26 protein-coding genes are annotated in these 23746 nt (G+C 41.8%); 14 read left to right on the plus strand and 12 right to left on the minus strand.

What is annotated here, in order from left to right; translation table 11 throughout:
- Positions 1-27 precede the first annotated feature (27 nt).
- Entirely contained in the window at positions 28-1506 is a 1479-nt protein-coding gene (gene betB, locus PR766_RS13315) for a betaine-aldehyde dehydrogenase (RefSeq protein WP_154636465.1), read from the minus strand.
- 21 nt (positions 1507-1527) lie between these two features.
- Entirely contained in the window at positions 1528-2130 is a 603-nt protein-coding gene (gene betI / locus PR766_RS13320; protein ID WP_006662025.1) for a transcriptional regulator BetI, read from the minus strand.
- 209 nt (positions 2131-2339) lie between these two features.
- Here betI and PR766_RS13325 point away from each other — a divergent pair, with 209 nt between their 5' ends.
- Positions 2340-4382: a choline transporter gene (locus PR766_RS13325; protein WP_154636464.1), complete on the plus strand. Its 2043-nt coding sequence runs from the start codon at positions 2340-2342 to the stop codon at positions 4380-4382.
- 75 nt (positions 4383-4457) lie between these two features.
- Here PR766_RS13325 and PR766_RS13330 read toward each other — a convergent pair whose 3' ends face one another.
- Complete coding sequence (locus PR766_RS13330; protein WP_006657550.1) at positions 4458-4853, minus strand: hypothetical protein; 396 nt, start codon at positions 4851-4853, stop codon at positions 4458-4460.
- Positions 4854-5124: 271 nt separating this feature from the next.
- On the opposite strand from PR766_RS13330, the gene PR766_RS13335 reads away from it, so the two are divergent.
- Complete coding sequence (locus PR766_RS13335) at positions 5125-5565, plus strand: GNAT family N-acetyltransferase (protein WP_006662026.1); 441 nt, start codon at positions 5125-5127, stop codon at positions 5563-5565.
- 222 nt (positions 5566-5787) lie between these two features.
- On the opposite strand, the gene PR766_RS13340 is transcribed toward PR766_RS13335, so the two are convergent.
- Both PR766_RS13340 and PR766_RS13345 read right to left on the minus strand, forming a co-directional pair.
- Positions 5788-6504 carry an RNA polymerase sigma factor FliA gene (locus PR766_RS13340; protein ID WP_006662027.1) on the minus strand — a complete coding sequence of 239 codons (717 nt, stop codon included), beginning with the start codon at positions 6502-6504 and terminating at the stop codon, positions 5788-5790.
- A gap of 433 nt (positions 6505-6937) precedes the next feature.
- Complete coding sequence (locus tag PR766_RS13345; protein WP_036965147.1) at positions 6938-8083, minus strand: FliC/FljB family flagellin; 1146 nt, start codon at positions 8081-8083, stop codon at positions 6938-6940.
- Between the two features lie 359 nt (positions 8084-8442).
- Between PR766_RS13345 and fliD the strand changes: the two genes are divergently transcribed.
- Genes fliD through fliT form a run of 3 tightly spaced genes read left to right on the plus strand, consistent with a single transcriptional unit; the run spans position 8443 to position 10661 of the window.
- The gene (gene fliD / locus PR766_RS13350) at positions 8443-9879 is read left to right on the plus strand and encodes a flagellar filament capping protein FliD (RefSeq protein WP_154636463.1); all 1437 of its coding nucleotides are present in this window, start codon (positions 8443-8445) and stop codon (positions 9877-9879) included.
- A gap of 4 nt (positions 9880-9883) precedes the next feature.
- Complete coding sequence (fliS, locus tag PR766_RS13355; protein ID WP_006657543.1) at positions 9884-10282, plus strand: flagellar export chaperone FliS; 399 nt, start codon at positions 9884-9886, stop codon at positions 10280-10282.
- Positions 10272-10661: a flagellar protein FliT gene (gene fliT / locus PR766_RS13360; protein WP_006657542.1), complete on the plus strand. Its 390-nt coding sequence runs from the start codon at positions 10272-10274 to the stop codon at positions 10659-10661. The genes fliS and fliT overlap by 11 nt, the downstream gene beginning before the upstream one ends.
- Positions 10662-10806: 145 nt before the next feature.
- Here fliT and def read toward each other — a convergent pair whose 3' ends face one another.
- Complete coding sequence (def, locus tag PR766_RS13365) at positions 10807-11313, minus strand: peptide deformylase (protein ID WP_006657541.1); 507 nt, start codon at positions 11311-11313, stop codon at positions 10807-10809.
- 552 nt (positions 11314-11865) lie between these two features.
- Here def and PR766_RS13370 point away from each other — a divergent pair.
- The 3 genes from PR766_RS13370 to PR766_RS13380 all read left to right on the plus strand — a co-directional run bounded on the left by PR766_RS13370 (position 11866) and on the right by PR766_RS13380 (position 14383).
- Positions 11866-12348, plus strand: a complete 483-nt coding sequence (locus PR766_RS13370) for a DUF4822 domain-containing protein (protein ID WP_006662031.1) — start codon at positions 11866-11868, stop codon at positions 12346-12348.
- A 285-nt stretch (positions 12349-12633) separates the two neighbouring features.
- Positions 12634-13650 carry a YadA C-terminal domain-containing protein gene (locus tag PR766_RS13375; RefSeq protein WP_230086843.1) on the plus strand — a complete coding sequence of 339 codons (1017 nt, stop codon included), beginning with the start codon at positions 12634-12636 and terminating at the stop codon, positions 13648-13650.
- 268 nt (positions 13651-13918) lie between these two features.
- Positions 13919-14383 (plus strand): DUF1097 domain-containing protein, encoded by a 465-nt coding sequence (locus PR766_RS13380; RefSeq protein ID WP_006657537.1) that lies wholly within the window; start codon positions 13919-13921, stop codon positions 14381-14383.
- 50 nt (positions 14384-14433) lie between these two features.
- On the opposite strand, the gene PR766_RS13385 is transcribed toward PR766_RS13380, so the two are convergent.
- The 6 genes from PR766_RS13385 to fliE all read right to left on the minus strand — a co-directional run bounded on the left by PR766_RS13385 (position 14434) and on the right by fliE (position 16754).
- Complete coding sequence (locus tag PR766_RS13385; RefSeq protein WP_154636462.1) at positions 14434-14793, minus strand: hypothetical protein; 360 nt, start codon at positions 14791-14793, stop codon at positions 14434-14436.
- 16 nt (positions 14794-14809) lie between these two features.
- Positions 14810-15217: a hypothetical protein gene (locus PR766_RS13390; RefSeq protein ID WP_006662040.1), complete on the minus strand. Its 408-nt coding sequence runs from the start codon at positions 15215-15217 to the stop codon at positions 14810-14812.
- Positions 15218-15240: 23 nt separating this feature from the next.
- Positions 15241-15654 carry a hypothetical protein gene (locus PR766_RS13395; RefSeq protein WP_154636461.1) on the minus strand — a complete coding sequence of 138 codons (414 nt, stop codon included), beginning with the start codon at positions 15652-15654 and terminating at the stop codon, positions 15241-15243.
- Between the two features lie 271 nt (positions 15655-15925).
- On the minus strand, positions 15926-16126 hold the full coding sequence (locus PR766_RS13400) for a hypothetical protein (RefSeq protein ID WP_006657533.1): 201 nt from the start codon (positions 16124-16126) through the stop codon (positions 15926-15928).
- Between the two features lie 48 nt (positions 16127-16174).
- Complete coding sequence (locus PR766_RS13405; RefSeq protein ID WP_154601755.1) at positions 16175-16381, minus strand: hypothetical protein; 207 nt, start codon at positions 16379-16381, stop codon at positions 16175-16177.
- Positions 16382-16442: 61 nt separating this feature from the next.
- Positions 16443-16754, minus strand: a complete 312-nt coding sequence (fliE, locus tag PR766_RS13410; RefSeq protein ID WP_006657532.1) for a flagellar hook-basal body complex protein FliE — start codon at positions 16752-16754, stop codon at positions 16443-16445.
- Positions 16755-17013: 259 nt separating this feature from the next.
- On the opposite strand from fliE, the gene fliF reads away from it, so the two are divergent.
- The 6 genes from fliF to PR766_RS13440 are packed head-to-tail and all read left to right on the plus strand — an operon-like array spanning position 17014 to position 23650.
- The gene (gene fliF, locus PR766_RS13415; RefSeq protein WP_036960582.1) at positions 17014-18705 is read left to right on the plus strand and encodes a flagellar basal-body MS-ring/collar protein FliF; all 1692 of its coding nucleotides are present in this window, start codon (positions 17014-17016) and stop codon (positions 18703-18705) included.
- On the plus strand, positions 18702-19694 hold the full coding sequence (gene fliG / locus PR766_RS13420) for a flagellar motor switch protein FliG (RefSeq protein WP_006657530.1): 993 nt from the start codon (positions 18702-18704) through the stop codon (positions 19692-19694). Before fliF ends, fliG begins: the two co-directional genes overlap by 4 nt.
- On the plus strand, positions 19687-20418 hold the full coding sequence (gene fliH / locus PR766_RS13425) for a flagellar assembly protein FliH (RefSeq protein ID WP_006662044.1): 732 nt from the start codon (positions 19687-19689) through the stop codon (positions 20416-20418). The genes fliG and fliH overlap by 8 nt, the downstream gene beginning before the upstream one ends.
- Positions 20415-21779, plus strand: a complete 1365-nt coding sequence (gene fliI / locus PR766_RS13430) for a flagellar protein export ATPase FliI (protein ID WP_006657528.1) — start codon at positions 20415-20417, stop codon at positions 21777-21779. The genes fliH and fliI overlap by 4 nt, the downstream gene beginning before the upstream one ends.
- A gap of 11 nt (positions 21780-21790) precedes the next feature.
- A complete protein-coding gene (gene fliJ / locus PR766_RS13435; RefSeq protein ID WP_006657527.1) occupies positions 21791-22234 on the plus strand; it encodes a flagellar export protein FliJ in 444 nt (147 codons plus the stop codon).
- Complete coding sequence (locus PR766_RS13440; RefSeq protein ID WP_154636460.1) at positions 22235-23650, plus strand: flagellar hook-length control protein FliK; 1416 nt, start codon at positions 22235-22237, stop codon at positions 23648-23650. It abuts the gene before it with no gap.
- Positions 23651-23746 lie beyond the last annotated feature (96 nt).

Below are 23746 nucleotides of genomic sequence, written 5' to 3' on the forward strand. Positions count from 1 at the left end.
CTCCTCTGTTTCAGTCAAATTAAGTTATTAAAAAATAGAGGTAAACTCTCCGAGTTCTACTTGAATGGATTTAATTTGAGTATAATTTTGTAAGGTGACAAGCCCATTTTCACGCCCTACACCAGAGTGTTTATAACCTCCGACGGGCATTTGTGCGGGGGATTCCCCCCAAGTGTTGATCCAGCAAATTCCAGCGTCCAATTGGTGAATAACACGGTGTGCTCGCGCAAGATCTTGTGTCACTAATCCTGCTGCTAAACCATAAATCGAGTGATTCGCTCTTTCGATCACTTCCTCTTCAGTACGGTAAATAAGAATGCTCATCACTGGACCAAAGATTTCCTCTTGGGTAATTTGCATTTCATCAGTGCAGTCAGTAAAGACCGTCGGTGCCACATACGCACCATTGGCGAGTTCACCTATCGTTAAGCGTTCTCCACCACACAACACTGTCGCCCCTTCAGTTTTGCCAATCTCAATATAACGCAACACATTTTCCATATGCTTGAAGCTAACTAAAGGACCAAAGTTGGTACTTTCCTCTATCGGGGAGCCAATGCGTATACGTGCGACACGTTCCGCAATTTTGGTTTCAAATGCTGGTTTCAAATGTTCGGGAATAAATACTCGCGTTCCATTCGTGCACACTTGCCCTGAACTGTAGAAGTTCGCCATCATGGCAATATCAGCCGCTTTGTCTAAATCCGCATCATCAAAAATAATTAATGGGGATTTACCGCCAAGCTCCATTGTCACTTCTTTAAGACTTGAACTAGAAGCATTAGACATGACTTTTTTCCCTGTCGCGATCCCACCAGTAAACGATATTTTAGCAATATCAGGATGTTCGGTAAGCCATTGTCCAACCTCGCTTCCCATTCCCGTCACCACATTGAATACCCCTGCGGGCAAACCCGCTTCAGTATAAATTTCCGCCAGCTTTAGCGCTGTTAATGAAGTCATTTCACTCGGTTTAAATATCATCGCGTTACCCGCCGCCAGTGCTGGAGCGGATTTCCATAATGCGATTTGAATCGGATAATTCCATGCCCCAATACCCGCGACAACCCCCAGTGGTTCGCGGCGTGTATAGGCAAATGAAGTTTCACGTAATGGGATTTGCTGACCTTCTAATGCAGGAATCAAACCTGCATAGTATTCGAGGACATCTGCGCCCGTGACAATATCGACTGAACGTGTTTCTGAAAGTGGTTTCCCTGTATCGAGGGTTTCTAAGTATGCGAGTTCATCATTACGCTCACGTAAAATATCTACCGCGCGGCGCAAAATACGCGAACGTTCCATCGCAGCCATTGCTGCCCAAATTTTTTGCCCCTGCTTTGCACTCTCCACCGCCCAGTGAATGTCGTCTAGGCTTGCCGATTGCAAATGAGCAATTACGTCGCCATTGGCTGGGTTTATCGACTCAAACTGCCCACATTCCGGTTGTGAACTATCTACATATCCGCCATGAATATAAAGCTTATGAATGGGTGGAATCTGCATAGTATCTCCTTTGAAAAATAATTAGGTCGAATGTTCTCCTGCGCGAGCCAATTGCATATCAATATATTCGTTAGTGATGCTTAACGCTTCTTCAACGGGAAAAGGTCCATTGCTGAGTGCGCTGCGCAACCATAAGCCATCAATCAGGGCTGCTAGCCCTTTGGCTGCGTGACGTGCGGCAGATTTATTCAACACACGCCCAAACTCATAACTCAGGTTAGAATACAAACGACGGTCATTGACCTGCTGTAAACGGTTAAGATTCGGCTGATGCATACTGCTTGCCCAAAATGCCAACCACGTTTTCATCGCGGCTTCGCTAATTTGGGTTGTATCAAAGTTTCCTTCCACAATCGCTTGAATACGCGCCTTAGGATGTTCACCACTCAACATTCTTAATCGCATCGCGATACCAAAACCCAGTTGATACTGAATATGGCGCATTGTCGCCTCTAATAAACCGCTCTTATCACGGAAATAGTGACTAATAATGCCGGTGGAAACACCTGCTTTACGGGCGATCAGGACAAAGCTAGCTTCCTGCATTCCCACTTCGTTAATCACCGCTAAAGTGGCTTGAATTAACTGCTGTTTACGAATCGATTGAACGCCTATTTTCGGCATGGCATGAGAACCTAATAAAATCATTGAACTCCTTCATTAAACAATTTTTTAATTGAATGTTCAATCAATATTAAATACTATTTATAACAATTGGTTTACAAATAACTCAAGGAGACACCTGTGAAATTTTAAATCTTTGCTATTAATTCAATCTGTTAGCAAAGGATCTAATTTTAAATTTTCATCTAGATAAAACTGTGGAACTGCCAATGACAAACTCAAAAAGTCCAAAAAATGTGCAGAAAGATCAACTCAATCATGTTGTTTTTTTCACCTCCGCCGCCTTAATTTTGGCGTTTTCTTTTTTCACCATTCTGATGACTGACACCGCAAATCAATGGATTATTGCCACACTCGGTTGGGTATCAAAAACCTTCGGATGGTATTACTTACTCGCTGCCACCTTGTATATCGTCTTCGTTATTTTTATCGCGACCTCCCGCTTTGGAAATATCAAATTGGGACCCGAACAATCTAAGCCGGAATTTAGCTTACTCAGCTGGTCAGCCATGTTGTTTGCGGCAGGAATCGGTATCGACTTAATGTTTTTCTCTGTCGCCGAACCCGTGACGCAATATATGCTGCCCCCAACCGGTGAAGGTGAAACCCTTGAAGCGGCTCGTCAGTCGATGGTGTGGACTCTGTTTCACTATGGACTCACGGGCTGGTCAATGTACGCCTTGATGGGCATCGCGCTCGGTTACTTTAGTTATCGCTATAATTTGCCGTTAACCATCCGTTCTGCCCTATATCCGATTTTTGGTAATCGGATTAACGGACCGATTGGTCATACCGTAGATATTGCGGCGGTTCTCGGTACTATTTTTGGTATTGCCACCACCCTCGGCATTGGTGTGGTACAGCTCAATTACGGGTTAAAAGTGCTGTTTGACCTTCCCCAAGGGCTAACCGTGCAAGGCGGGCTGATTTTTCTTTCGGTGATCATGGCGGTGATTTCCGCCACATCGGGGGTCAATAAAGGGATCCGTATTCTCTCGGAACTCAACGTGTTGCTGGCCTTGGGACTGATCCTGTTTATTCTCTTTGTGGGGGATACGGAATTTTTGCTCAATGCGCTGGTACTCAACGTTGGGGATTATGTGAACCGTTTTATGGGCATGACCTTGAACAGTTTTGCGTTTGATAGACCGACCGACTGGATGAATAGTTGGACGCTATTTTTCTGGGCATGGTGGGTGGCTTGGTCGCCTTTTGTCGGGCTGTTTTTGGCGCGAATTTCCCGTGGTCGCACCATTCGACAGTTTGTGATTGGCACCCTAATCATCCCGTTCGTCTTCACGCTACTTTGGCTGTCAATCTTTGGCAACAGCGCCTTATATGAAATCATTCACGGTAATAAAGCGTTAGCCCAAACGGTATTAGAGGCGCCCGAAAAAGGATTTTATTCCCTACTTGAGTTATATCCAGGTTTTGGATTAACCGCTTCCGTCGCCACGATCACAGGATTACTTTTCTACGTAACCTCTGCCGATTCAGGCTCGTTAGTGCTCGGCAATTTCACGTCAAAACTGAGCGACATTAACCATGACTCGCCTAACTGGTTGCGAATTTTCTGGTCGGTAGCAATTGGCTTGTTAACCCTTGGCATGTTAATGACCGACGGAGTACCTGCCCTGCAAAATACCACCGTGATTATGGGGCTACCCTTTAGTTTTGTGATTTTCTTTATTATGGCTGGGCTTTATAAGTCATTGCGATTTGAAGATTATCGCCGCGCCAGTGCCATCAATACCAATGCCCCTGCGCCGCTGTACGGTAACGAACCGATTAAGTGGAAACAGCGTCTGGGACGTGTGATGAATTTCCCGGGAACCACCTACACGCAGCGGATGCTGGATTTGGTCTGTATTCCGGCGATGCAAGATGTGGCGAAAGAGTTGGAATTACGTGGAGCTAAAGTGGAATTTGCAATTCATCCTCTCGCAGAGGAAGAACGACTTAACCACTTAGAGTTAGTTGTCGATCTCGAGGAGGAGCAAAGTTTTATCTATCAAATTTGGCCTCGTCGCTACACAGTGCCAAGCTTTACGTACCGAGCTCGTTCAGGGAAATCCCACTATTACCGCCTTGAAACTTATTTATGGGAAGGGACGCAAGCGAACGACTTAATGGACTACACCAAAGAGCAGGTGATCAGCGATATTCTTGATCAGTATGAAAAACATTTGAATTTTATTCATTTAAGCCGCGAAGCACCGGGAGCCACATTGACCTTTCCTGAAGGGGGCTAAAGAATAGACTAGCATTTTAATTAACAACAAGGCGCTCAATGAGCGCCTTTTGCTTACCACAATACGGATGCGTGTTTATTCGTTTTTATATTTTTGTTCTAACATCGATTGAAACTCTCGTGGGTTGTCCATCCACGATAAATGCCCCGGACAGCCAACCGCACTTGGGTTGATATCACAAGGACGTATATGATTGAGGATGGATTTTTCATCTTCATCCCGCTGTTCTAATAACGATTGATAACTGCGGTCTTTCTGGGCAATTTTTAATTTTGGATCAAATTTGAATTTCTGCTCTTCCCGCAGTTGCTCGATTCCTTGGTAGCTTTCATTATATAGCCGATCAATGGGTGATTTTTCTTTAAATGACAAGTCGGTGGCAAAGCCCAAATGAGCAGAAAAAATAAGAAAAAAGACAACAATAACCTTTTTGAACATATGGATACCTACTGTAAATGCATAATTTGGCATTATATGCACTTACTACACATAGGAGTATAAAATATATTTTAAATTTTCAAATTTTATTAATTATCATTTAGTTAACTTAAATTGATTATAAAATCAATTGTTTGAATAACACCAATGACTATAGTTATTGTTTATGCCTGTTTTATTTATCACTCTCACTATTAAGCGCCACATTAATCCATCCCGCTACGCAAAAACAGACAGAAAAACAGGCAATTTTCTAAATTTCGAGCTAAACCTATAGTAGCGTTTTTATTTGAGAGGGAATGACATGGAGCCAGTGAATAACCACATCACCTATAAAGTGAACCATTCGATTTCGGTGGATGATTTTTTGAATTTATTGCAGCAGTCCCCACTGGATACGTTTGTGCCGACTGACGATGTCGCGTTGCTGGATTCGATGTTAAATAATGCAGATTTATTGATCAGTGCTTGGGTAGATGAAAAAGTGGTGGGTTTTGCTCGTTCGATTACGGACTTTAGTTTTTGCTGTTATATCTCTGAAATTGCGGTAGATACTCAGTATCTCCATCAAGGTGTCGGTAAGCATTTGCTGCGCCTAACCGCCGAGGAATTGCCCCCCGAGTGTCATTTAATTTTTCGCTCCACCCCCGACTCCCAAAACACCTACCCCAAACTCGGCTTCACTCCCTGCCCCAATACATGGCATATCTCCGCCAAAAGCTTTCTAGACAAAATGAAGTCCTAAAATACCGAGACTTTGTTTCACCCTTGTTTTTGCTTTGGTTTTGGTTTTGGTTTTGGTTTTTCCTTTGACCTTGACTTTTTCCTTTGACCTTACCCAACCATAGCTCTAAATAATTCGCGTTGTGGCAAGGCGGCGAATACGCTAAGCCCTAGGAGCATACACAAGTATGTGACTAGGGTTAGCTTATGAAGCCAATACAGTCACAGCGTGAAGTATGACGAGCTACGATCTCAACTTAGAGCGCAACCTCTTAATGGCTTGGCTGTGTAATTGACTAACCCTCGACTCCCCCACCTCTAAAACCGCACCAATCTCTTTCAAATTCAGCTCTTCTTGGTAATACAGCGTCAGGACCATTTTTTCGCGCTCTGGCAATTGATCTATCGCTGCCACAATTTGGTCTTTCAGGCTAGATTCCATCAATAAGCTTAATGGGTTGCCACCATCATCTTCATCCATTGATGGCTCACAGCTTTCCCCATGCACTTCGTGCCATTCATCGTAGGAGAATAGCTGGCTATTGTTGGTATCCAGCAGCACTTGGCGGTATTCCGACAGATCAATATCCAGCGCTTTGGCAATCTCAGGCTCTGTGGCACTGCGCCCAAGGCTTTGCTCAAGTTCACCAATGGCTTTGGTCATTTCACGGGCTTGGCGACGCACACTACGAGGAACCCAGTCACGGCTACGCAGTTCATCGAGCATAGATCCGCGGATCCGCTGTACGGCATAGGTGGCAAAAGAGGCACCTAATGAGGCGTCGAAACGTTCTAATGCGTGGAGTAGCCCGATGCCACCCGCTTGAATTAAGTCATCGATATCAACGCTGGCAGGAAGTCGGACTTGCAGTTTCAGGGCTTCATGGCGTATTAGAGGGTAATAACGCTCCCATAGGCTATTTTTATTAATGACACCTTCGGCAGTATATAAATCACTCACAACCTGAATCACCCTTCAAGTTTTAACTAAAGGTAGCCATTATCTGTGTTACGCGTAATTTCAATCCGCAGAGTAAGGCACTAAATCAGCCGTTATTCTTTTTATCCTAAATAAATTTGATGAAACCCGACATTTTTTGATTCTATTTTTTGCGTTTTCTTTTGGACTTGCCCTTGCCTTTGACCTTGTTTTTGACCTTGCCTTTGACCTTGCCTTTGACCTTGTTTTTGACCTTTGTTTTGACCTTAACAATGCCAAAGCGCGCCCTAAATAATTCGTGTTGCAGCTAGGCGGCAAGCTGGATTATCCCTAGGAGCATACTGAAGTATGTGACTAGGGTAATTTAGTGCAGCCAACAACGCTGCGGCGCGAAGTAGAACGGGCAAAAAAAAGACCAGCAAAGCTGGTCTTTAATAAACTATAAAAGTCTAAATTAACGTAACAGGCTCAGAACACCTTGTGGAACTTGGTTAGCTTGTGCTAACACTGCAGTACCTGCTTGTTGCAGAATCTGACCACGGCTCATGTTAGAAACTTCTGTCGCGAAATCAGCATCTTGGATACGGCTACGTGCTGCGCTCAGGTTGTTAACAGAGTTGTTCAGGTTGTTGATAGTCGATTGCAGACGGTTTTGGATAGCACCTAAGTCTGAACGGAAGCTATCAACTTGCGCTAATGCTTTGTCTAAAGTGTCTAATGGTTTCATTGCTGATAATTCTTTTTCAGTCATTTCAGCTTTACCATCAGTAAACTTAATTGTTGATGCCGCGCCAGCAGCACCATCAGTAACAGCGAATTCAGTCTCTACTGTATGCTCTTTGCCATCTGCGGTTTTACCAACTACGTATACTTTGTTACCGTCAGCTTCACCTTTATCATCAAGTTTCTGATAAACTTTAGCTTCAGTGAAAGAAGCATCAGCTCCTGCTACTTTGAATTTCATCGCCTTCAGTGCTGTCTCACTAGCACCGTCACCTACAGGTTTACCTACTGGTCCACCCATTTTATCAAAGTCAGATAAAGAAAGTTCTTTACCCATTGTTTTGCCTGCGCTCGCATCAAAATCAGCTAAGCCTAAAGTTGTGCTGTCTACTTTTTTCAGACCGATAGAGATAGTTTCTTTATCGTTAGTACCCACTTGAACACTCATGCTGGTGTCTTTAGTTAATACTTTTACGCCGTTGAACTGAGTTTGTTCAGAGATACGGTTGATCTCTTCCATACGCGCTTGAACTTCTTTATTGATAGACTCGATGTCGCTCTTAGAGTTAGTGCCGTTTTGTGCTTGAACAGTCAGTTCACGAACGCGTTGTAAGTTATCGTTGATTTCGTTAACTGCGCCTTCAGCGGTTTGTGCGATAGAGATACCGTCGTTTGCGTTACGTGCAGCCTGAGTTAAACCTTTAACGTTTGCAGTGAAACGGTTAGCGATTGCTTGACCCGCAGCGTCATCTTTTGCGCTGTTGATACGTGAACCAGAAGATAAACGCTCAATCGCAGTACCCAGTACGCCCTGTGAACGGTTTAAGTTGTTCTGAGTAGTCAGAGACAGAATGTTGGTATTGATAACCTGTGCCATAATGTATTGTCCTTTTTATCTTAATAGTCGATTAAGCACGCTGGCTTAACTCGGTAAATGTTGTCAGCAATAACATTATCGGCGGCACCCAAAACCCCTTTAGCCCTTTTTATAAAAATCTTTCATATTTCGAGGCTAAAGCCCGCTGGAGTCGGCTTTTTTTACACGAAAATTTTTATTAAATTCTTTTTTTATCGTTAATTTCCTCATCATTTTTATTCAATAAGCCTAATTACCTGCCTTTTACGGTTTAACTCCCCCCATTATTATTTCGCCGAATAGTCTAATATTTTTCCCCAATTCGCCGATAAAGGACTAAATACGAATTTATTTTCAGGGTTTATATTCAGGAGAGATTTATGGCAGGCATATCCACACTCGGTATCGGGGCTAACTTAGACTTAAATGTGCAAATGGATCAATTAGAGGCAATGGAAAGACGCCGTCTCGATCCGTTAACACAACAAAAAGCCAGCTATGATGCGCAAATCAGTGCATTTGGTAAGATGCAATCTTCATTAGAAAAACTGAAAAAAGCAGCGGAAGATCTTAAAAAATACGAAGATATCAGCACCACCAAAGTCAGTGGTGAATATAAAGCCTTTGACGTGAAAACCGACGGTAAAGCTATTGCAGGTGTACATGATGTTAAAGTCACCCAACTGGCAAAAGCGCAAACTATTGCGACAAAAGGCGTTGATGATAATAAAAAATTATTAGGTAACGGCGCAGCAGAACGTACCATTACAATCACTCAGCCGTCACAAAAAGAAGATAAAGATAAAATTGTTATCAAACTCGATAATGAACACACTTCATTGATCGAGCTCGCAGATGCGATTAATAAAACCGATAAAGGCGTTTCGGCTTCTGTTATTAAAGATAAAGATAACCAATATCATCTTGTTGTTACGTCTAAAAAAGCAGGAACCGATAATCGTATCTCCATCAATGTAGAGGGAGATGACAATCTTGCTGCTATGTTGAATGTGCAGTCTGAAATAGATAAAGATGGCAAGGTCACATTAAAGACAGACCCTACAACAGGCATGGATCCTAAAGTTGATCCACAAAACGCACAATTAATCATTGATGGTTTCGAATTAGAATCTCAAACCAACGAAGCCAAAGACCTATTCCCTGGTTTAACCCTGTCTTTAAAGAAAGAGAGTGAAGAGGGAAAATCAGAGCATTTAATTATCTCTGAAGATATTGAGCCTGCTAAAGCTAAAATTAAAGCGTGGGTGGATGCGTATAATGAATTCCAAACCTTAGCCAAAGAGCTTACTAAATATACCCCAACGGAAAAAGGGACAGCACCGGATAAAACCAATGGTCCATTAATTGGCGATTCTACCTTACGTGCAATTCAAAGCACCTTACGTACCCAAGTGCGTAGCCCACAAGATAGCGGTGAATTAAACCTGCTGAATAAAATGGGCATTAAGCAAAAACTGGACGGTACGTTAGAAATCGACAGTAAAAAACTTGATAATGCCCTGAAAGATAACCCATCGAGTGTGAAAGTATTCTTTGCCGGTGACGGCGAAAAAACTGGATTTGCTACCGAAAACTTTAATTTCTTAAAAGATACCTTAGATAGCAAAGAAGGTACGTTGCATAACGCCACAGATGGCGTACAGAAGAAAAAGAAAAGCATCGATAAACGTATCGAGCAAACCAATAAACAAATTGAAAACACCATGGATATTTATCGTCGTCAGTTCCAAAACCTCGATAAAATGATGAGTTCATTAAATAGCACCACTAATTCATTAGGCAGACTTTTAGGTTAACCGCATGTATCAACGTAAAGCCAATCAAGCCTATCAGCAGGTCAGTTTGGAGAGTGAAATCGCCAATGCGACCCCGTATCAACTGATCCAAATCCTGTTTAAAGGGGCCTTAAGTGCCCTTAAACGGGGAGAGATTTTTATGGAACAGGGGAACATTGCTGAAAAGGGTAAAGAAATCTCAAAAGCCATCGACATCATTGACACGGGATTGAAACAATCGCTAAATTACGAGGCTGGTGGCGAACTTGCCGAAAATTTAGCAAGTTTGTATGAATACATGACGCGGCAATTGCTCCGCGCCAACATAGAAAACAACGTGACTTATGTCCAAGAAGTTTACCAATTACTCTCCGATATCGCCTCTGCATGGCAACAAATCGGTGCAAATGTGGATGAAAGATAACCAGGTGGACAATAAAAATCCTATCTATTTACTTGAAATATATCGTAATGTCTTAATATTAAGTGAAAACTTAGTTTCGCTCGCACAGTCAGGGGAATGGGAGACATTAATCTCCCGAGAAACTGAATATGTCCTTGCCGTTGAGAATTTAACGGCTTTGACTCAAGAATATGAGCAGGAACAACCTATTACTGACGACTTTGTGCAGTTACTACACCAGATCATTGAAAACGAACGAGTGACAAAAGAATACTTACAAAATCATTTGAATTTTTTAAGTAAAGAAATCAAACAACTCGACCAACAAAAGGTATTGAATAATAGCTACGGCCAATTTGATCAACCCGATGCTCCAAGGGTTATTAAACCCCTTGAGTAACAGGTAAAGTGTCAGGCAGTTAACCTGACGCTTAACTTAATAGGACAACCCAATTGGCACAAAGCACGCAATAGCAGCTCCCCGAATCACACTTGTTGGGTCTCGGGAAGCCGTAAAATAGATGGGAATACTGCTGTTTTAATCTTTACTGCTGTTTTAATCTTTGCTGTTTTTTGAGCTTTTTCAACAACATATTGCGCTTTAACGTGGATAAGTGGTCAATAAACACTTTACCGTTTAAATGGTCAATTTCATGTTGCATGACAATAGCTAAAAACTCATCACTGTCGACAACAAACTCGTTGCCATCACGATCAAACGCCTTTACCTTCACACGCAAAAAGCGTGGAACATCTGCATACACATCTGGTACTGATAAACACCCCTCTTGATAGCTAGTCTCCCCTTCGCTCTCAATAATTTCAGGGTTGATAAATACCATTGGCTCATTACGTTCTTCCGAAATATCAATCACCATAATGGCTTTGGTTTCGGCGATTTGCGTTGCCGCCAGCCCGATACCATTATCAGTGCTGTACATGGTTTCAATTAAATCATCGACCAATGTTTGTACTGCTGCGAAATCCGTAACGGGACTGCACTGAATACGCAATCTTTCATCTGGAATTTCAATAATTTCTCTTACTGCCATAGCTAAAATCCTGTTGATTCAATTACTTTTACTCAAGTCTATGGAATTAGTATCGCCCTTTTTTTACGTATAAAAGATGCAAAAAATGGCAAAGTCACTTGAATATGAAAATTTCACAGAAAAATAACATGATCTGAGAAAAAACACACCTGAAATCACCAGAAAATTCACCGTGTAACCCCGTTCTACAGGCGGAACTTGAAATAATAGATGACGCTCCAGATAACCTGCATTAAATTGTATTTGTAAATTTTTCAGCACTAAAAATGATTTTGATCCCAAAACATAAATCTGAATTAACACTCGCAGGATAATTTAACTATTATTTTATTTCGACTTTCTATTAAATAGTTCCATTAACATAAAATTTACATGCAACAATTCTCAATCTATTTGATGATAAACATCACAGAGAATACATAAACCAACGTAAGCTTACATTTTTAATAATTAATCATAATTCTTATCTTTGCTTTTTCTGCTATTTAATTGATGATGAACCTCTGCTCGATTTTGTTACTCACATTTTTCATCTTAATAAATGGAGTTTTTATGAAATTAAAACCGATTATCGCTGCCCTAATTGTTCTGTCTACAACAGCGACTTTTACCGCACAAGCTAATTCCACAGCGCCCGTTGCAAAATCGGCGGTTAGTGCGAAGAAAATGAATGCTTACGAAGACATTATGATCGACAAAGTTTGGGTAACGACCCAAGCGTTAGATCAAGATAAAAAAGACGTGCCAGCAACTGATAAACAAGTGGCTAACTTCTTTGGACTCGCAGAATATTACCCAGACGGCACATTCAAAATGCTAACTCTGGAAGGTGCGCCAAAAATGCAAGGTGATTGGTCATTTAGCGAAGACGGTAAAAGCCGTTCACTGACCGCTAAAGATGACAAAGGTGAAGTATTATTCACTCGCGTGGTTGAGAACGTTACCGTTACACCTGAAGAGTATACTTACCGCATCTACCCATCACAGGATGATAAAACCAAATATTTTGATATCGTCCATAAAGTGAAAAAATAATTTTTTAGGGCATGTATAATTTTCTTATACATGCCTATTTCATGTTTAATAGAAAACCAATTATTCGAATAACAATTAATAATTAACAAGATTTAACCCTCGCTATTTCACATACCAATCCCATTGTATTAATTCAAGTCAAACACGATTTTTCCGAGTTAATTAAATTAAAAAACGGATTTTACCCACCTCTCTATATCAATTATTATTCTTCCTCCTATCATAAACATCGATTGATATTAATAATCGATATTTATTCTTTTTACGTTATATGGATATTTCGTTATGAAAAATAAACTACTTAGTACAGCAGGTGTCGCTATACTCTCATCATTATCCACCCAATCATTTGCAATTGCTAATAATTACCAAGACGCTATCAATGCACCGTATGATTATCCAGAGCATCGGCATGAAGATAACAGAAATATTCTTGATATCGAAAATAATAAAAAATTCAGTGAAAATATTAATAAATATATCGAAATAGCCGATACCATGACACCCGTTATTGATGTTATCTCTTACGCTATTGAAACAACGTCACCGCTCATAAAGAAAATACCTGAATTAAAAGAAAAAAAACCTACTCACTACGATTCTACTGCTTTTGACCTTCCATATATACCAAATGATCCTCTATCAAGTTTTCCACTAAATCACTTTAGTAACCTAGAAGGAAAAATAGCAGATCATGACCATGAAATCGGTTCATTAAATATGTCTATTAATAATTTAAACAAAAAAAATAATGATCAGGATAAGAGCAATAGTGAAAATAGAGCTGAAACAATAAATTCTATTCAAAACGTAAAGGATGATTTATCTAACGTAGAAAAAAAACTCAATGATAGTGAAATAAAAAATAAAAAATACGTTGATGATGCAGTATCTAAAAATGAAGCGATGGCAACTTTATTAATTAATGATGTCAACAAGCTGCATGAGGAAGACACACAACAACTGAATGTCGCTATCAAAAAGCTTGATAAGCAAAACACTCTGCACACACGACAGTTCAAACAAATCAATTCTCGATTTGAACAACTGGAAAGTAAAATCAACCAAACAGCTCGCGATGCAAATGCAGGTATTGCCTCCGTTGCCGCCATGACCAATATTCCTTATTCTACAGGTACACGTTTTAGTGCAGGCTTAGGGGTGGGGAACTTTAAAAATGGCAAAGCCATTGCAGCAGGCGCTCAATACCAAATTAAGCAAAATTTAAATGTCCGCAGTTCTGTTTCTTGGAATAATTCCGATAGTACCGTTATCGGTGCCGGTATTGCTTACGGCTGGTAATTCTTAACCCATAATTATCTTTATTCTTCTCGCCATATTTATTAGCATCAATGTAAATTGATGCTAATTTTTCTTTAACGATTAATTATCAATACCACTGTTTAATTTCTTACTATTAAATTTAAATCATTCAAAGCACTATTAGGCATACATTAAACCTTTTCTTCACATTTATTATTCATCATTTAATTGCAACACCTGACATCACTCTATACAATGCTCAGCTTTCTCAAATTCATTATCTTAACTTATTCATAAAGTCATTACTGTGAAACTACTTTTTTCTCTTTCATTAACGACCGCGATTCTTTCTGGATTATGGGCATGGGTAGCTGATGTCTTCGGGCTAATCAGTTGGGCGGGATTCTTAGGATGTACAGCGTATTTTGCCTATCCTAAAGATGGAATAAAAGGATTGCTTGTCACTGCATTAACTGCACTCAGTGGTGTAGCTTGGGGTTTGGTCATTATTCACAGTGATAAGTTCACTCATGACTTACCGAACTTTTCAGGCTATTTAGTCACCACGATTATCGCATTTGTCATGTGTTTTCAAGCTCATAAATCATGGCTTGCCTATATTCCAGGAACCTTTATTGGCGCCTGTGCAACATTTGCAGCGCAAGGCAATTGGCGCTTAACTATTCCATCACTTATTGTGGGTGTTTTATTTGGTTACGCTATGAAGCAAAGTGGTCTCTGGTTAGTCAAAAAACTGGATAAAGCCCCTTGACGCATAATGAGGGTATCCAAGTACCCTCTGGCGATAAAAATAAATTACGTTTATTTATAGGATATCGACGCTGCGCTAATTTTATTTGTTAAGCAGCCAGTTATTTTAATATTTGAGTTTGATAGGTATGCTGTATTCATGAGTTGGAACATTGCCTTACCATAATCATTTCCAACTGATTCTAATACAGATATCTCCTTGGTATTGGTATCACCATCTCGCAGCGTTATCGTGAAAAAGGCCCTTTTATTATTGACATCTTGTTCACCTAACGTGATAGTTGATATTCTTTTTTCTTTGTTTAGATACGTACTACAATTGTCTGAAAATACTTTGTTTATATTAATTTGATTTGCCATAGAAAAGCTTGAAATTAATAAGCAAGTTAGTAACGCTATTTTTTTCTTCATTAAACGAATCCTATTTTTAAAATTTATTGATTAAGTGATTTACACATCCGGTTGAATAAGAAAACATAGTATGAACTGATAGATCAGGAAGAATAGCCATATATACGAATCCATCATCATCGTAAGTTAGGTTACAAAGAAAATAGTCATTAGTTTTATATTTGTATCCGGATGCTGTTTCTACCTCAACAGTCCAGTAATCAAAGTGAGATAAAAAACCTGTCTCATATGGAAATGGATATCCCTGTTTACTTGTACTCATATTCTTCATCTTACTGTAATCCGCTGTAATATGACGCATTTCATGAGGATAGTCCGTAGAGTGTGTAACAGTCACTGATTTAAGTTCCTGTAAAGAACAGTTCATCACATAGAAATACCCAGTGTGGTCCGTTGAAAGTGCCTTTTCTGTTACGTTGTTCATTTGCCTCCAATTTTTTTAAAAAGTTAACTATGACAGCCACCTGATTCTGAAAATTTTATATATAATTTGAAGTTTTTAATCACATTAATAATAACAACACCATTGTCCCAATATCGGATGTTACATTCATTCTTTCTGTAGGATATTATTTTCCCCGTTGGTGTCTTAAAGTCTATATCCCAATAATCAGAATCACTGCCTGACATTACTTTATATATGAATTCACAACCAGAATCAGCCATTTCCAAATTTTGTAATCTATCAATTTTTTGCGTTGATTTCTTTCCTTTTAGCCCTGAATAATGACTTACCACAATAGAGTTAATTGTTTCTCCACTACTATTTAATATAAAGAACACGCCTTTTTTTGTAGTATCCTTATCACTTTCTTTATTAATGTCACTATTCTCAAATTCTTTATTAATTTCATTAATCATAAAATATTCACTATTATTTAATTTATAAAACAAATGCTAATTTAGTATATTATCTATTTACCTCATATTGAATGCGAAATGGTTATATTAAAATTAGCAAGAAGTGATAATAATAGAATGGCTGATTTTCAGAAATGTGAATAAAAATTATCAGCAATAGAAAAACGCATGATAGCCTTAGAAGAACAGCATAAAACAGAGGCAAGCTAAAAATCTATCCACTCAGCCCCATGATGGGCTGAGTGCTTTATACCCACTAAGTCAATACTGGTTATTTTTTACTAAATAAGAAGATACAAAGACCAAATAATGCAATGCATGCACTGCCTATAATGTAATTTCTTCTATCAAATGCCAATCCTATATCATTGATTATCTCACCATAAGCGGTTGGTATACTTGTATCCATGTTAAAAGAAAGTATACCCACAACGATACCTAGAAATAAAAGAACGATACCAAATGTTTTCATTCCATTCCTCCGTATAATTAGTCATCTTAACTAATTGTAGTCTGAGAATTAGAATAAAGGCGATACATACAGCACAACTAGGCGAGTTCGACCAACAAAAAATGCACCCAAATAGATGGACGCGGGCGCTAACCCTGCATTCATTGTCAAGACAATGGGATACACATCATCAAAGATGGACACATGGTGTAGATAGAGCGAGGATGACAGAAAATAACGTAAACTAAATTGATATTTTGAATAGAAATGCCCCATCACTGCCCCATAAAGGCAATGACAAGGCAGTTAATTCATAATATTCAAATAGATAAATACATTACACTGGCATCGACATAATTTCTTGATACGCCGATACTAGCTTGTTACGTACTTGAATACCCATTTGTAGGCTCAAACTCGATTTTTGCATATCCACCATCACGTCATTTAATGAAACATCGGGTTTTCCGAGGGTGAAATCTTGCACTTTTTGTGCAGATTGCACGCGGGTTTCATTGATTTGGTTCACTGATGCCACTAAATGATCGGCAAAGCCAACAGGCTCTACAACGGGTTTGGTGTTATAGGCAGCTTGGGTCGCCACAACATTTAATTGGGAAACAACCCCTTCAATAGCTTGAATAGTCATTCTGATCTCTTCGGTTAAGCTCGATTAATCAATAATTGAGCAAAAAATTGCCACTACGAATTTTAGTTTGCCTACCCTACCACACCGTTTTTTACTTGAAGCCGATAAATAACACCAAAATTATAGGCTGATTCCGTCATTAGATTGCATCAAGACAATAAATAATAGCAGCGTAAAAAAATGAGGTTACGAAGAGGGAAATAAGATTGTTTCACCAAACGTATATTCATCCGTTTAGTTTGCATAGCAGGGAATATTTATGAGTACCGCATCTAAAGATACGGGGGAGGCCAAAAAAGGTTTTGCCTCACTGATCGAAAGCATCAAAGCCGACCCTAAAATACCATTAATTATTGCCGGTGCTGCTGCGATATCTATTATTGTCGCCCTGCTCCTCTGGTTCCGTAGCCCTGACTATCGAGTGCTACTGAGTAACCTTAGTGCAAAAGATGGTGGCGACATCGTCAGCCAACTGACCCAGATGAACGTCCCTTATCAAATCGCGGATAACGGTAGCGCTATTCTAGTGCCTGCCGATAAAGTCCATGAATTACGTTTAAAACTGGCACAGTCAGGATTACCTAAAGGTGGTAATACTGGTTTTGAACTGCTTGATAAAGAACAATTTGGTATCAGCCAATTTAGTGAACAAATTAACTACCAACGAGCCCTCGAAGGGGAATTGTCTCGCACTATTGAATCCCTCAGCCCAGTTCAAAGCGCGCGAGTACATTTAGCGATCCCGAAGCCAACCTTATTTGTTCGCGAACAAAAACTCCCGACCGCATCGGTCACCGTTGGTTTATTACCGGGCAGAATGTTGGATGAAGGACAAATCAGCGCCATCGTCCACATGGTATCCAGCAGCGTAACGGGCTTAACTGCCGCAAACGTGATCATTGTTGACCAAACGGGTCGTTTGCTAACCAACAACGATAACAGCCAACAATCTGCAAACAGCGCACAAATCAAAATGACCAAAGAGATGGAAGCCCATCTCAAAGAGCGAATCGAAGATATCCTGTCCCCGTTAGTTGGTCGTGCCAATATCCATGCACAAGTCACCGCGCAAATGGATTTCTCGAAAGTTGAGCAAACGTCTGAAGAATATAAACCAAACCAAACACCTGACGCCGCGGCTGTCCGTTCACGTCAAAACAGCGAAAGTCTCCAAAATAATAATGGTGGTCCAAGCGGTGTACCGGGCGCATTATCTAACCAACCAGTAAGTGCACCAAGCGCACCTATCGATGGTAATAAAGAAAACACCGATGGGAAAACCGCAGGGAATACCCGTAATGGCACCCTCAATACCCAGCGTGATGAAACCACGAACTACGAAGTGGATCGCAAAATTAGCCACACTCAACGTCAAATTGGTGTCGTAGACCGATTGTCTGTTGCAGTGATCGTCAATTACCAATCCCAAGAAGGTGAAAAAGGTCCAGAAATGAAACCTTTACCACCTGAAATGCTGCAACAAATTGATGCGTTAACGCGTGAAGCCATGGGCTATTCCGCACAACGTGGCGACTCTATCAATATTACAAACTCCTTATTTACTGACGATACGCCAGTGATTGAAGAGCCATCGTTATTGAGCAGTCCACAAGTTATTAGCCAAGCTTTAGATTACGGCAAAATTGTGCTGATCGCGTTGATTGCTTGGTTTATGTGGCGCTTTGGTATCAAGCCTCAGTGGGTGAAATACCGCAAAACCCAACAAGCGCAAATCGATGCTGAAATGTCCATTGCTAATGCATCTCAAGTCAAAGCGCCGTTCGTGGTGGAAGAAGAAATTAGTGAAGATATGGACGAGAAAACCCGTCGCCGTCTCACTCGCCAACGTGTTAGCGCTGAAATTCAAAGCCAGCGTATTCGTGAAATGGCAGAGAAAGACCCTCAAGTCGTGGCAATGGTTATCCGTCAGTGGTTAGGAAAATCCCAATGAATTTAACTGGAACAGAAAAAAGCGCCGTGATGTTAATGACTCTCGGCGAAGATCAGGCGGCGGAAGTTTTTAAACACCTGAATCCAAAAGAAGTTCAGCAGCTGAGTATGGCCGTGTCTAACATGCGCCAAATCTCGAACAACGAACTGGCTGAAGTTTTGACTGAGTTTGAAGAGTCGGCAATTCAGTTTGCCGCTTTAAATATCAACACCAACGATTATCTGCGTTCTGTGTTGGTCAAAGCGCTTGGGGAAGAACGCGCAGCCAGTCTATTGGAAGATATTTTCGAGAAACAAGAGACAACCTCGGGTATCGAAAGCCTCAACTATATGGAACCACAAACGGTTGCCGATATTATTCGCGACGAGCATCCACAGATCATCGCAACTATTTTGGTTCACTTAAAACGCAACCTAGCTGCCGATGTTTTAGAATTATTCGAAGAGCGTCAGCGTAATGACATCATGCTGCGTATCGCAACATTCGGTGGTGTTCAACCGGCTGCATTAGCTGAGTTGACTGAAGTTCTGAATAACCTGCTAGACGGTCAGAACCTCAAGCGCAGCAAAATGGGTGGCATAAGAACTGCGGCAGAAATTATCAACCTGATGAAAAATCAGCAAGAAGAAAGCGTTATCGATGCTATGCGTGATTACGATGGTGAACTGGCTCAACGCATTATCGACGAAATGTTCCTGTTCGAAAATCTCATCGAAGTGGACAACCGCAGCATTCAGCGCATCCTGCAAGACGTGTCTACCGACTCGCTGGTTATTGCCCTCAAAGGCAGCAACCAAGCACTGCGCGACCACTTCCTCAACAATATGGCAGCGCGTGCAGCCGAAATTGTCCGCGACGATTTGGAATCTCGAGCGCCAGTACGTATGTCACAAGTGGAAACCGAGCAGAAGGCTATCCTGATGATCGTTCGTCGCTTAATGGAGAAAGGCGAAATCGCCATCGGTGGTGGAGACGACGTGTATGTCTAATTCCTCTAAAAATAACCAACAATGGCAACCTTGGCAGTTACGGGAGCTTAATCAGTGGGATCTAAACTCATCAGCCATCCCACCGTTAGGTGATGTTCCTGAGCCAAGCGTACCGAAAGTGCCCTGCTTAGAGCCTAAAGAAGTGCTCGAACAAATTAATTTGTTGGATAACATCAAAGAAGATGCTCAAAAAACAGGCTTCCAACAAGGTTTTGAAAAAGGTCAAAAAGAAGGATATCAAGCAGGTTTCACTGAAGGTTTGCGCGCGGGTGAACAGCAAGGTAGTGAGCAAGCTCTCGCAATTCAGCAACCCGTGATTGAAACATGGCAAAAATTACTGTCTGAGTTTCATTATTCACTGGATACCTTTGATACGGTAGTAACCACCAAGTTACTGCAAATTGCACTGACTGCGGCAAAGCAAGTGTTGGGGCAATCCACCGTATGTGATGGCACTGCATTATTAGAAGAAATTAGTCATTTATTACAGCAAAAACCGATTTTTGCGAGCCAACCTGAGCTGCACGTTAACCCGAATCACGTGGCATTAATTGAGCAACATTTAGGCTCACTGTTAGATCTTAATGGCTGGCGTTTAGTGGCCGACCCAAGCTTGCATATGGGTGGCTGCCGCGTTGTTGCTGAAGATGGTGAAATTGATATGACGGTAGCAACTCGCTGGCAAGAACTGTGCCGTCTGTATGCACCGGAGAGCTTGTCATGACCGCAAGATTAGGTCGCTGGATTGCCTCACTGGATGACTTAGAGTCACGCATGAAAGGCATTCCCATGGTGCGCCGTTATGGGCGCCTGACTAAAATAACGGGACTTGTGATGGAAGCCGAAGGCATTAAAATGCCTCTCGGTGCCACTTGCTATATCGAACGTATTATTAATGGTGGAACCGACGAAGTTGTCTGTGAAGTCGTTGGCTTCAACGGCAACCGCATGTTGTTGATGCCGTTATCTGACCTCGAAGGCATTTCCCCCGGGGCTCGAGTTTATGCTCAATCATCGGGTGATGATGGGCAAACTAGCCGACTATTACCGCTAGGAAATGAGCTACTGGGTCGCGTACTGGACGCCCAAGGTACGCCGCTTGATGGCAAAGGTCCGTTGGAAACCAAACAACGTGCGCCATTGATCACCCCGTCTATCAACCCACTTGAACGTACCCCCATCCACGATATTCTCGATGTCGGCGTCCGTGCAATTAACTCACTGTTAACGGTGGGACGCGGTCAACGTATGGGACTATTTGCAGGTTCTGGCGTTGGGAAAAGTGTGTTGCTCGGTATGATGGCGCGTTTCACTCAAGCTGACATTATTGTCGTCGGGCTTATCGGTGAACGTGGGCGTGAAGTTAAAGATTTTATTGAAAATATTTTAGGGGCTGATGGCTTACGTCGTGCCGTCGTTGTCGCTGCCCCTGCGGATGTCTCTCCATTATTGCGTATGCAAGGGGCATCTTATGCCACTCGCATTGCCGAATATTTTCGCGACCAAGGCAAAAGCGTTCTACTCATCATGGATTCACTGACCCGCTACAGTATGGCACAGCGTGAAATTGCCCTTGCTGTCGGTGAACCACCAGCAACCAAAGGCTATCCACCGTCGGTATTTGCTAAACTTCCCGCTCTCGTCGAACGCGCAGGGAATGGAAAAAATGGGGGGTCGATTACCGCATTTTATACCGTACTGACTGAAGGGGATGACCAGCAAGATCCTATCGCTGACTCCGCACGAGCCATTTTAGATGGGCATATCGTCTTGTCACGCTCCTTAGCTGAATCTGGGCACTACCCTGCCATTGATATCGAAGCCTCCATTAGCCGTGCAATGACCGAGCTGATAGAGAAGGATCACTACCGTAAAATCCAACGCTTTAAACAATTAACATCCAGCTACCAACGTAACCGAGATCTCATTAACGTCGGTGCTTACGCCATGGGCAGCGATCCTATGCTCGATACGGCGATTCAGTATTACCCAAGAATGTCGAAGTTTTTACAGCAAGATATTGATGAACGTTGTGATTATCAAACCGCTTGTGAACAACTGGCTCATGTTGTTCCCAATGAATAACGAGGAATGTGATGTCCAATAGTCATGCATTAACAACCCTACTGAGCTTAGCAGAAGAAGCTTCGGAGGAAGCGGCTAAAGTCCTTGCTCAAGTTCGCCAAACACATACCCAAATGGCGGAACAGTTGCACATGTTGGAAAATTATCAGTCAGAATATCGGCAGAAATTAAATCAAACATTGAACATAGGCATGGACTCGGACAAGTGGCAGAACTACCAGCAATTTCTCGTGACTTTAGAACTGACTATTGAACAACAGCAGCAACAGTTAACGCTCTGGGAACAACGTGTGAATGACGCTAATCGTCATTGGCAAGAAAAACAGCAACGAGTTAACGCATTCGATACGTTGATCCAACGTGCGGAGCACACGCAAAACCAACGTCAAAATCGCTTAGAGCAAAAACAAATGGATGAGTATGCTCAACGCGCGACTTTACGGAGAACCCAATAAATGGACGTCAATGCAAATATGCTGCCGGTCACCCCAGCAGCGAATTCCGCCAAAGAATCACCGCGGGATAAGCAAATTGATGAAAACCAAGCATCCGCTCTGCCGTTTCAGGCGATGCTTGAAAACCAGCAATCCCCCGAAAAAAATAGCGAAAATTCGCCAACACTCAATGGCAGTGCGAACGAAACGCCATTGAATCAACAAATCAGTGAGCAAAAACAATCTGAAGCAACGACTGTTGCCCCAGATAAACCTGCTCCTGAAACATTGGCAACAGATAAACCTGTTTCTGGTGAAGCGCAGCTGATTGAAAAACAGCAAGCAGAAAATACGTTGGCACAGCTTAATTTCCGTCGTGATCTCAATGCACAATCACCACTGCAAGCAGATCTTCTCACAGGTAAACAGGGTGACGAACAAGCGTTAGTCAATCAGTTAAAGCAAGCGATGGATGAACGTATTCAAGCTGCGACTCATCCTCAGATCAATGCTGATAAACCATCAGCCACTCCGTTTACCCAAACTTTGCAACAATTGAGTGATGTCGCGCGCAACGTAACCCCCTTTGATGACAAAACGTTAGCCGGTGCGCAATTGCAGCTTGCAGGTGAAGAGTCTGAGCTAACACTACCTTTAATGGGTAAAAAAGAGGTGGGTGAGCGTCGTGATCAGGCTCTATTTGCACTGGATAATCCACGCGCAATCCCAACCAAAGATCTGAATCAAGATGCGATGTCACTGGGTAAAAAAACACCGAGTACAGAATCACTGTCACAAATCGCCAATGCGACGGCTGAAAATACCCAGAATCTGCAAAACAGCGCTAAAGGGGCTTTCAATGTTCAAGCTGAAAGTGGCGCATTTAACAACACCGCGACACCTTCAGTAACCCATGTGGCAGGTATTATGGCGACACCATCTGCCACTCCAATTCCAACAACAGCGCCTGCGATGCCAACACCAACGATGAATTTGGCGGCCCCATTCGGCACTGAAGCTTGGCAACAACAACTTAGCCAACAAATGCTGTTTTTCTCTCGCCAAGGGGTTTCTCAAGCACAAATTCGCTTACACCCTGAAGAGTTAGGTTCCCTCAATGTGCATTTGCGTATTGAAGATAACCAAGCGGTGATGCACTTCGTTTCACCACACAGCCATGTTCGTGCTGCCATGGAAAGTATGATGCCCGTGCTAAGAAGTGCCTTACAGGAAAGTGGCATTCATTTAGCACAAGGTTCTGTTGGTCAAGATAGCTTTAGTGGTCAATCCGGCTCAGACCAACAATCACGCCAGCATGATGGGCAAATTCAACCCACTCATCCTTCGATGGGTGTCGTTGGGATCAGTGAATCCCATGCCAGCATGAGTGGAGTTAAATTGCCAACCCACCAAGGTGGGATTAACACCTTTGCCTAAGAAATAATCTAATGGTGGTAATTTTAGATCTAAAGCGTCGAGTTACCGCCTTTTTGTTTCGTTTTTCACTCCTTTAACTCTTCCCAATCTAGGGAT

Source organism: Providencia sp. PROV208 (assembly GCF_028479465.1).
Lineage (GTDB): Bacteria > Pseudomonadota > Gammaproteobacteria > Enterobacterales > Enterobacteriaceae > Providencia > Providencia alcalifaciens.

What these genes read in the sequence shown, in the direction of transcription:
- betB (WP_154636465.1), bottom strand. Translation starts at nt 1,506, where the DNA reads ATGCAGATTCCACCCATTCATAAGCTTTATATTCATGGCGGATATGTA.
- betI (WP_006662025.1), bottom strand. Translation starts at nt 2,130, where the DNA reads ATGCCGAAAATAGGCGTTCAATCGATTCGTAAACAGCAGTTAATTCAA.
- PR766_RS13325 (WP_154636464.1), top strand. Translation starts at nt 2,340, where the DNA reads ATGACAAACTCAAAAAGTCCAAAAAATGTGCAGAAAGATCAACTCAAT.
- PR766_RS13330 (WP_006657550.1), bottom strand. Translation starts at nt 4,853, where the DNA reads ATGCCAAATTATGCATTTACAGTAGGTATCCATATGTTCAAAAAGGTT.
- PR766_RS13335 (WP_006662026.1), top strand. Translation starts at nt 5,125, where the DNA reads ATGGAGCCAGTGAATAACCACATCACCTATAAAGTGAACCATTCGATT.
- PR766_RS13345 (WP_036965147.1), bottom strand. Translation starts at nt 8,083, where the DNA reads ATGGCACAGGTTATCAATACCAACATTCTGTCTCTGACTACTCAGAAC.
- fliD (WP_154636463.1), top strand. Translation starts at nt 8,443, where the DNA reads ATGGCAGGCATATCCACACTCGGTATCGGGGCTAACTTAGACTTAAAT.
- fliS (WP_006657543.1), top strand. Translation starts at nt 9,884, where the DNA reads ATGTATCAACGTAAAGCCAATCAAGCCTATCAGCAGGTCAGTTTGGAG.
- fliT (WP_006657542.1), top strand. Translation starts at nt 10,272, where the DNA reads ATGAAAGATAACCAGGTGGACAATAAAAATCCTATCTATTTACTTGAA.
- def (WP_006657541.1), bottom strand. Translation starts at nt 11,313, where the DNA reads ATGGCAGTAAGAGAAATTATTGAAATTCCAGATGAAAGATTGCGTATT.
- PR766_RS13370 (WP_006662031.1), top strand. Translation starts at nt 11,866, where the DNA reads ATGAAATTAAAACCGATTATCGCTGCCCTAATTGTTCTGTCTACAACA.
- PR766_RS13375 (WP_230086843.1), top strand. Translation starts at nt 12,634, where the DNA reads ATGAAAAATAAACTACTTAGTACAGCAGGTGTCGCTATACTCTCATCA.
- PR766_RS13385 (WP_154636462.1), bottom strand. Translation starts at nt 14,793, where the DNA reads ATGAAGAAAAAAATAGCGTTACTAACTTGCTTATTAATTTCAAGCTTT.
- PR766_RS13390 (WP_006662040.1), bottom strand. Translation starts at nt 15,217, where the DNA reads ATGAACAACGTAACAGAAAAGGCACTTTCAACGGACCACACTGGGTAT.
- PR766_RS13395 (WP_154636461.1), bottom strand. Translation starts at nt 15,654, where the DNA reads ATGATTAATGAAATTAATAAAGAATTTGAGAATAGTGACATTAATAAA.
- PR766_RS13400 (WP_006657533.1), bottom strand. Translation starts at nt 16,126, where the DNA reads ATGAAAACATTTGGTATCGTTCTTTTATTTCTAGGTATCGTTGTGGGT.
- PR766_RS13405 (WP_154601755.1), bottom strand. Translation starts at nt 16,381, where the DNA reads ATGGGGCATTTCTATTCAAAATATCAATTTAGTTTACGTTATTTTCTG.
- fliE (WP_006657532.1), bottom strand. Translation starts at nt 16,754, where the DNA reads ATGACTATTCAAGCTATTGAAGGGGTTGTTTCCCAATTAAATGTTGTG.
- fliF (WP_036960582.1), top strand. Translation starts at nt 17,014, where the DNA reads ATGAGTACCGCATCTAAAGATACGGGGGAGGCCAAAAAAGGTTTTGCC.
- fliG (WP_006657530.1), top strand. Translation starts at nt 18,702, where the DNA reads ATGAATTTAACTGGAACAGAAAAAAGCGCCGTGATGTTAATGACTCTC.
- fliH (WP_006662044.1), top strand. Translation starts at nt 19,687, where the DNA reads ATGTCTAATTCCTCTAAAAATAACCAACAATGGCAACCTTGGCAGTTA.
- fliI (WP_006657528.1), top strand. Translation starts at nt 20,415, where the DNA reads ATGACCGCAAGATTAGGTCGCTGGATTGCCTCACTGGATGACTTAGAG.
- fliJ (WP_006657527.1), top strand. Translation starts at nt 21,791, where the DNA reads ATGTCCAATAGTCATGCATTAACAACCCTACTGAGCTTAGCAGAAGAA.
- PR766_RS13440 (WP_154636460.1), top strand. Translation starts at nt 22,235, where the DNA reads ATGGACGTCAATGCAAATATGCTGCCGGTCACCCCAGCAGCGAATTCC.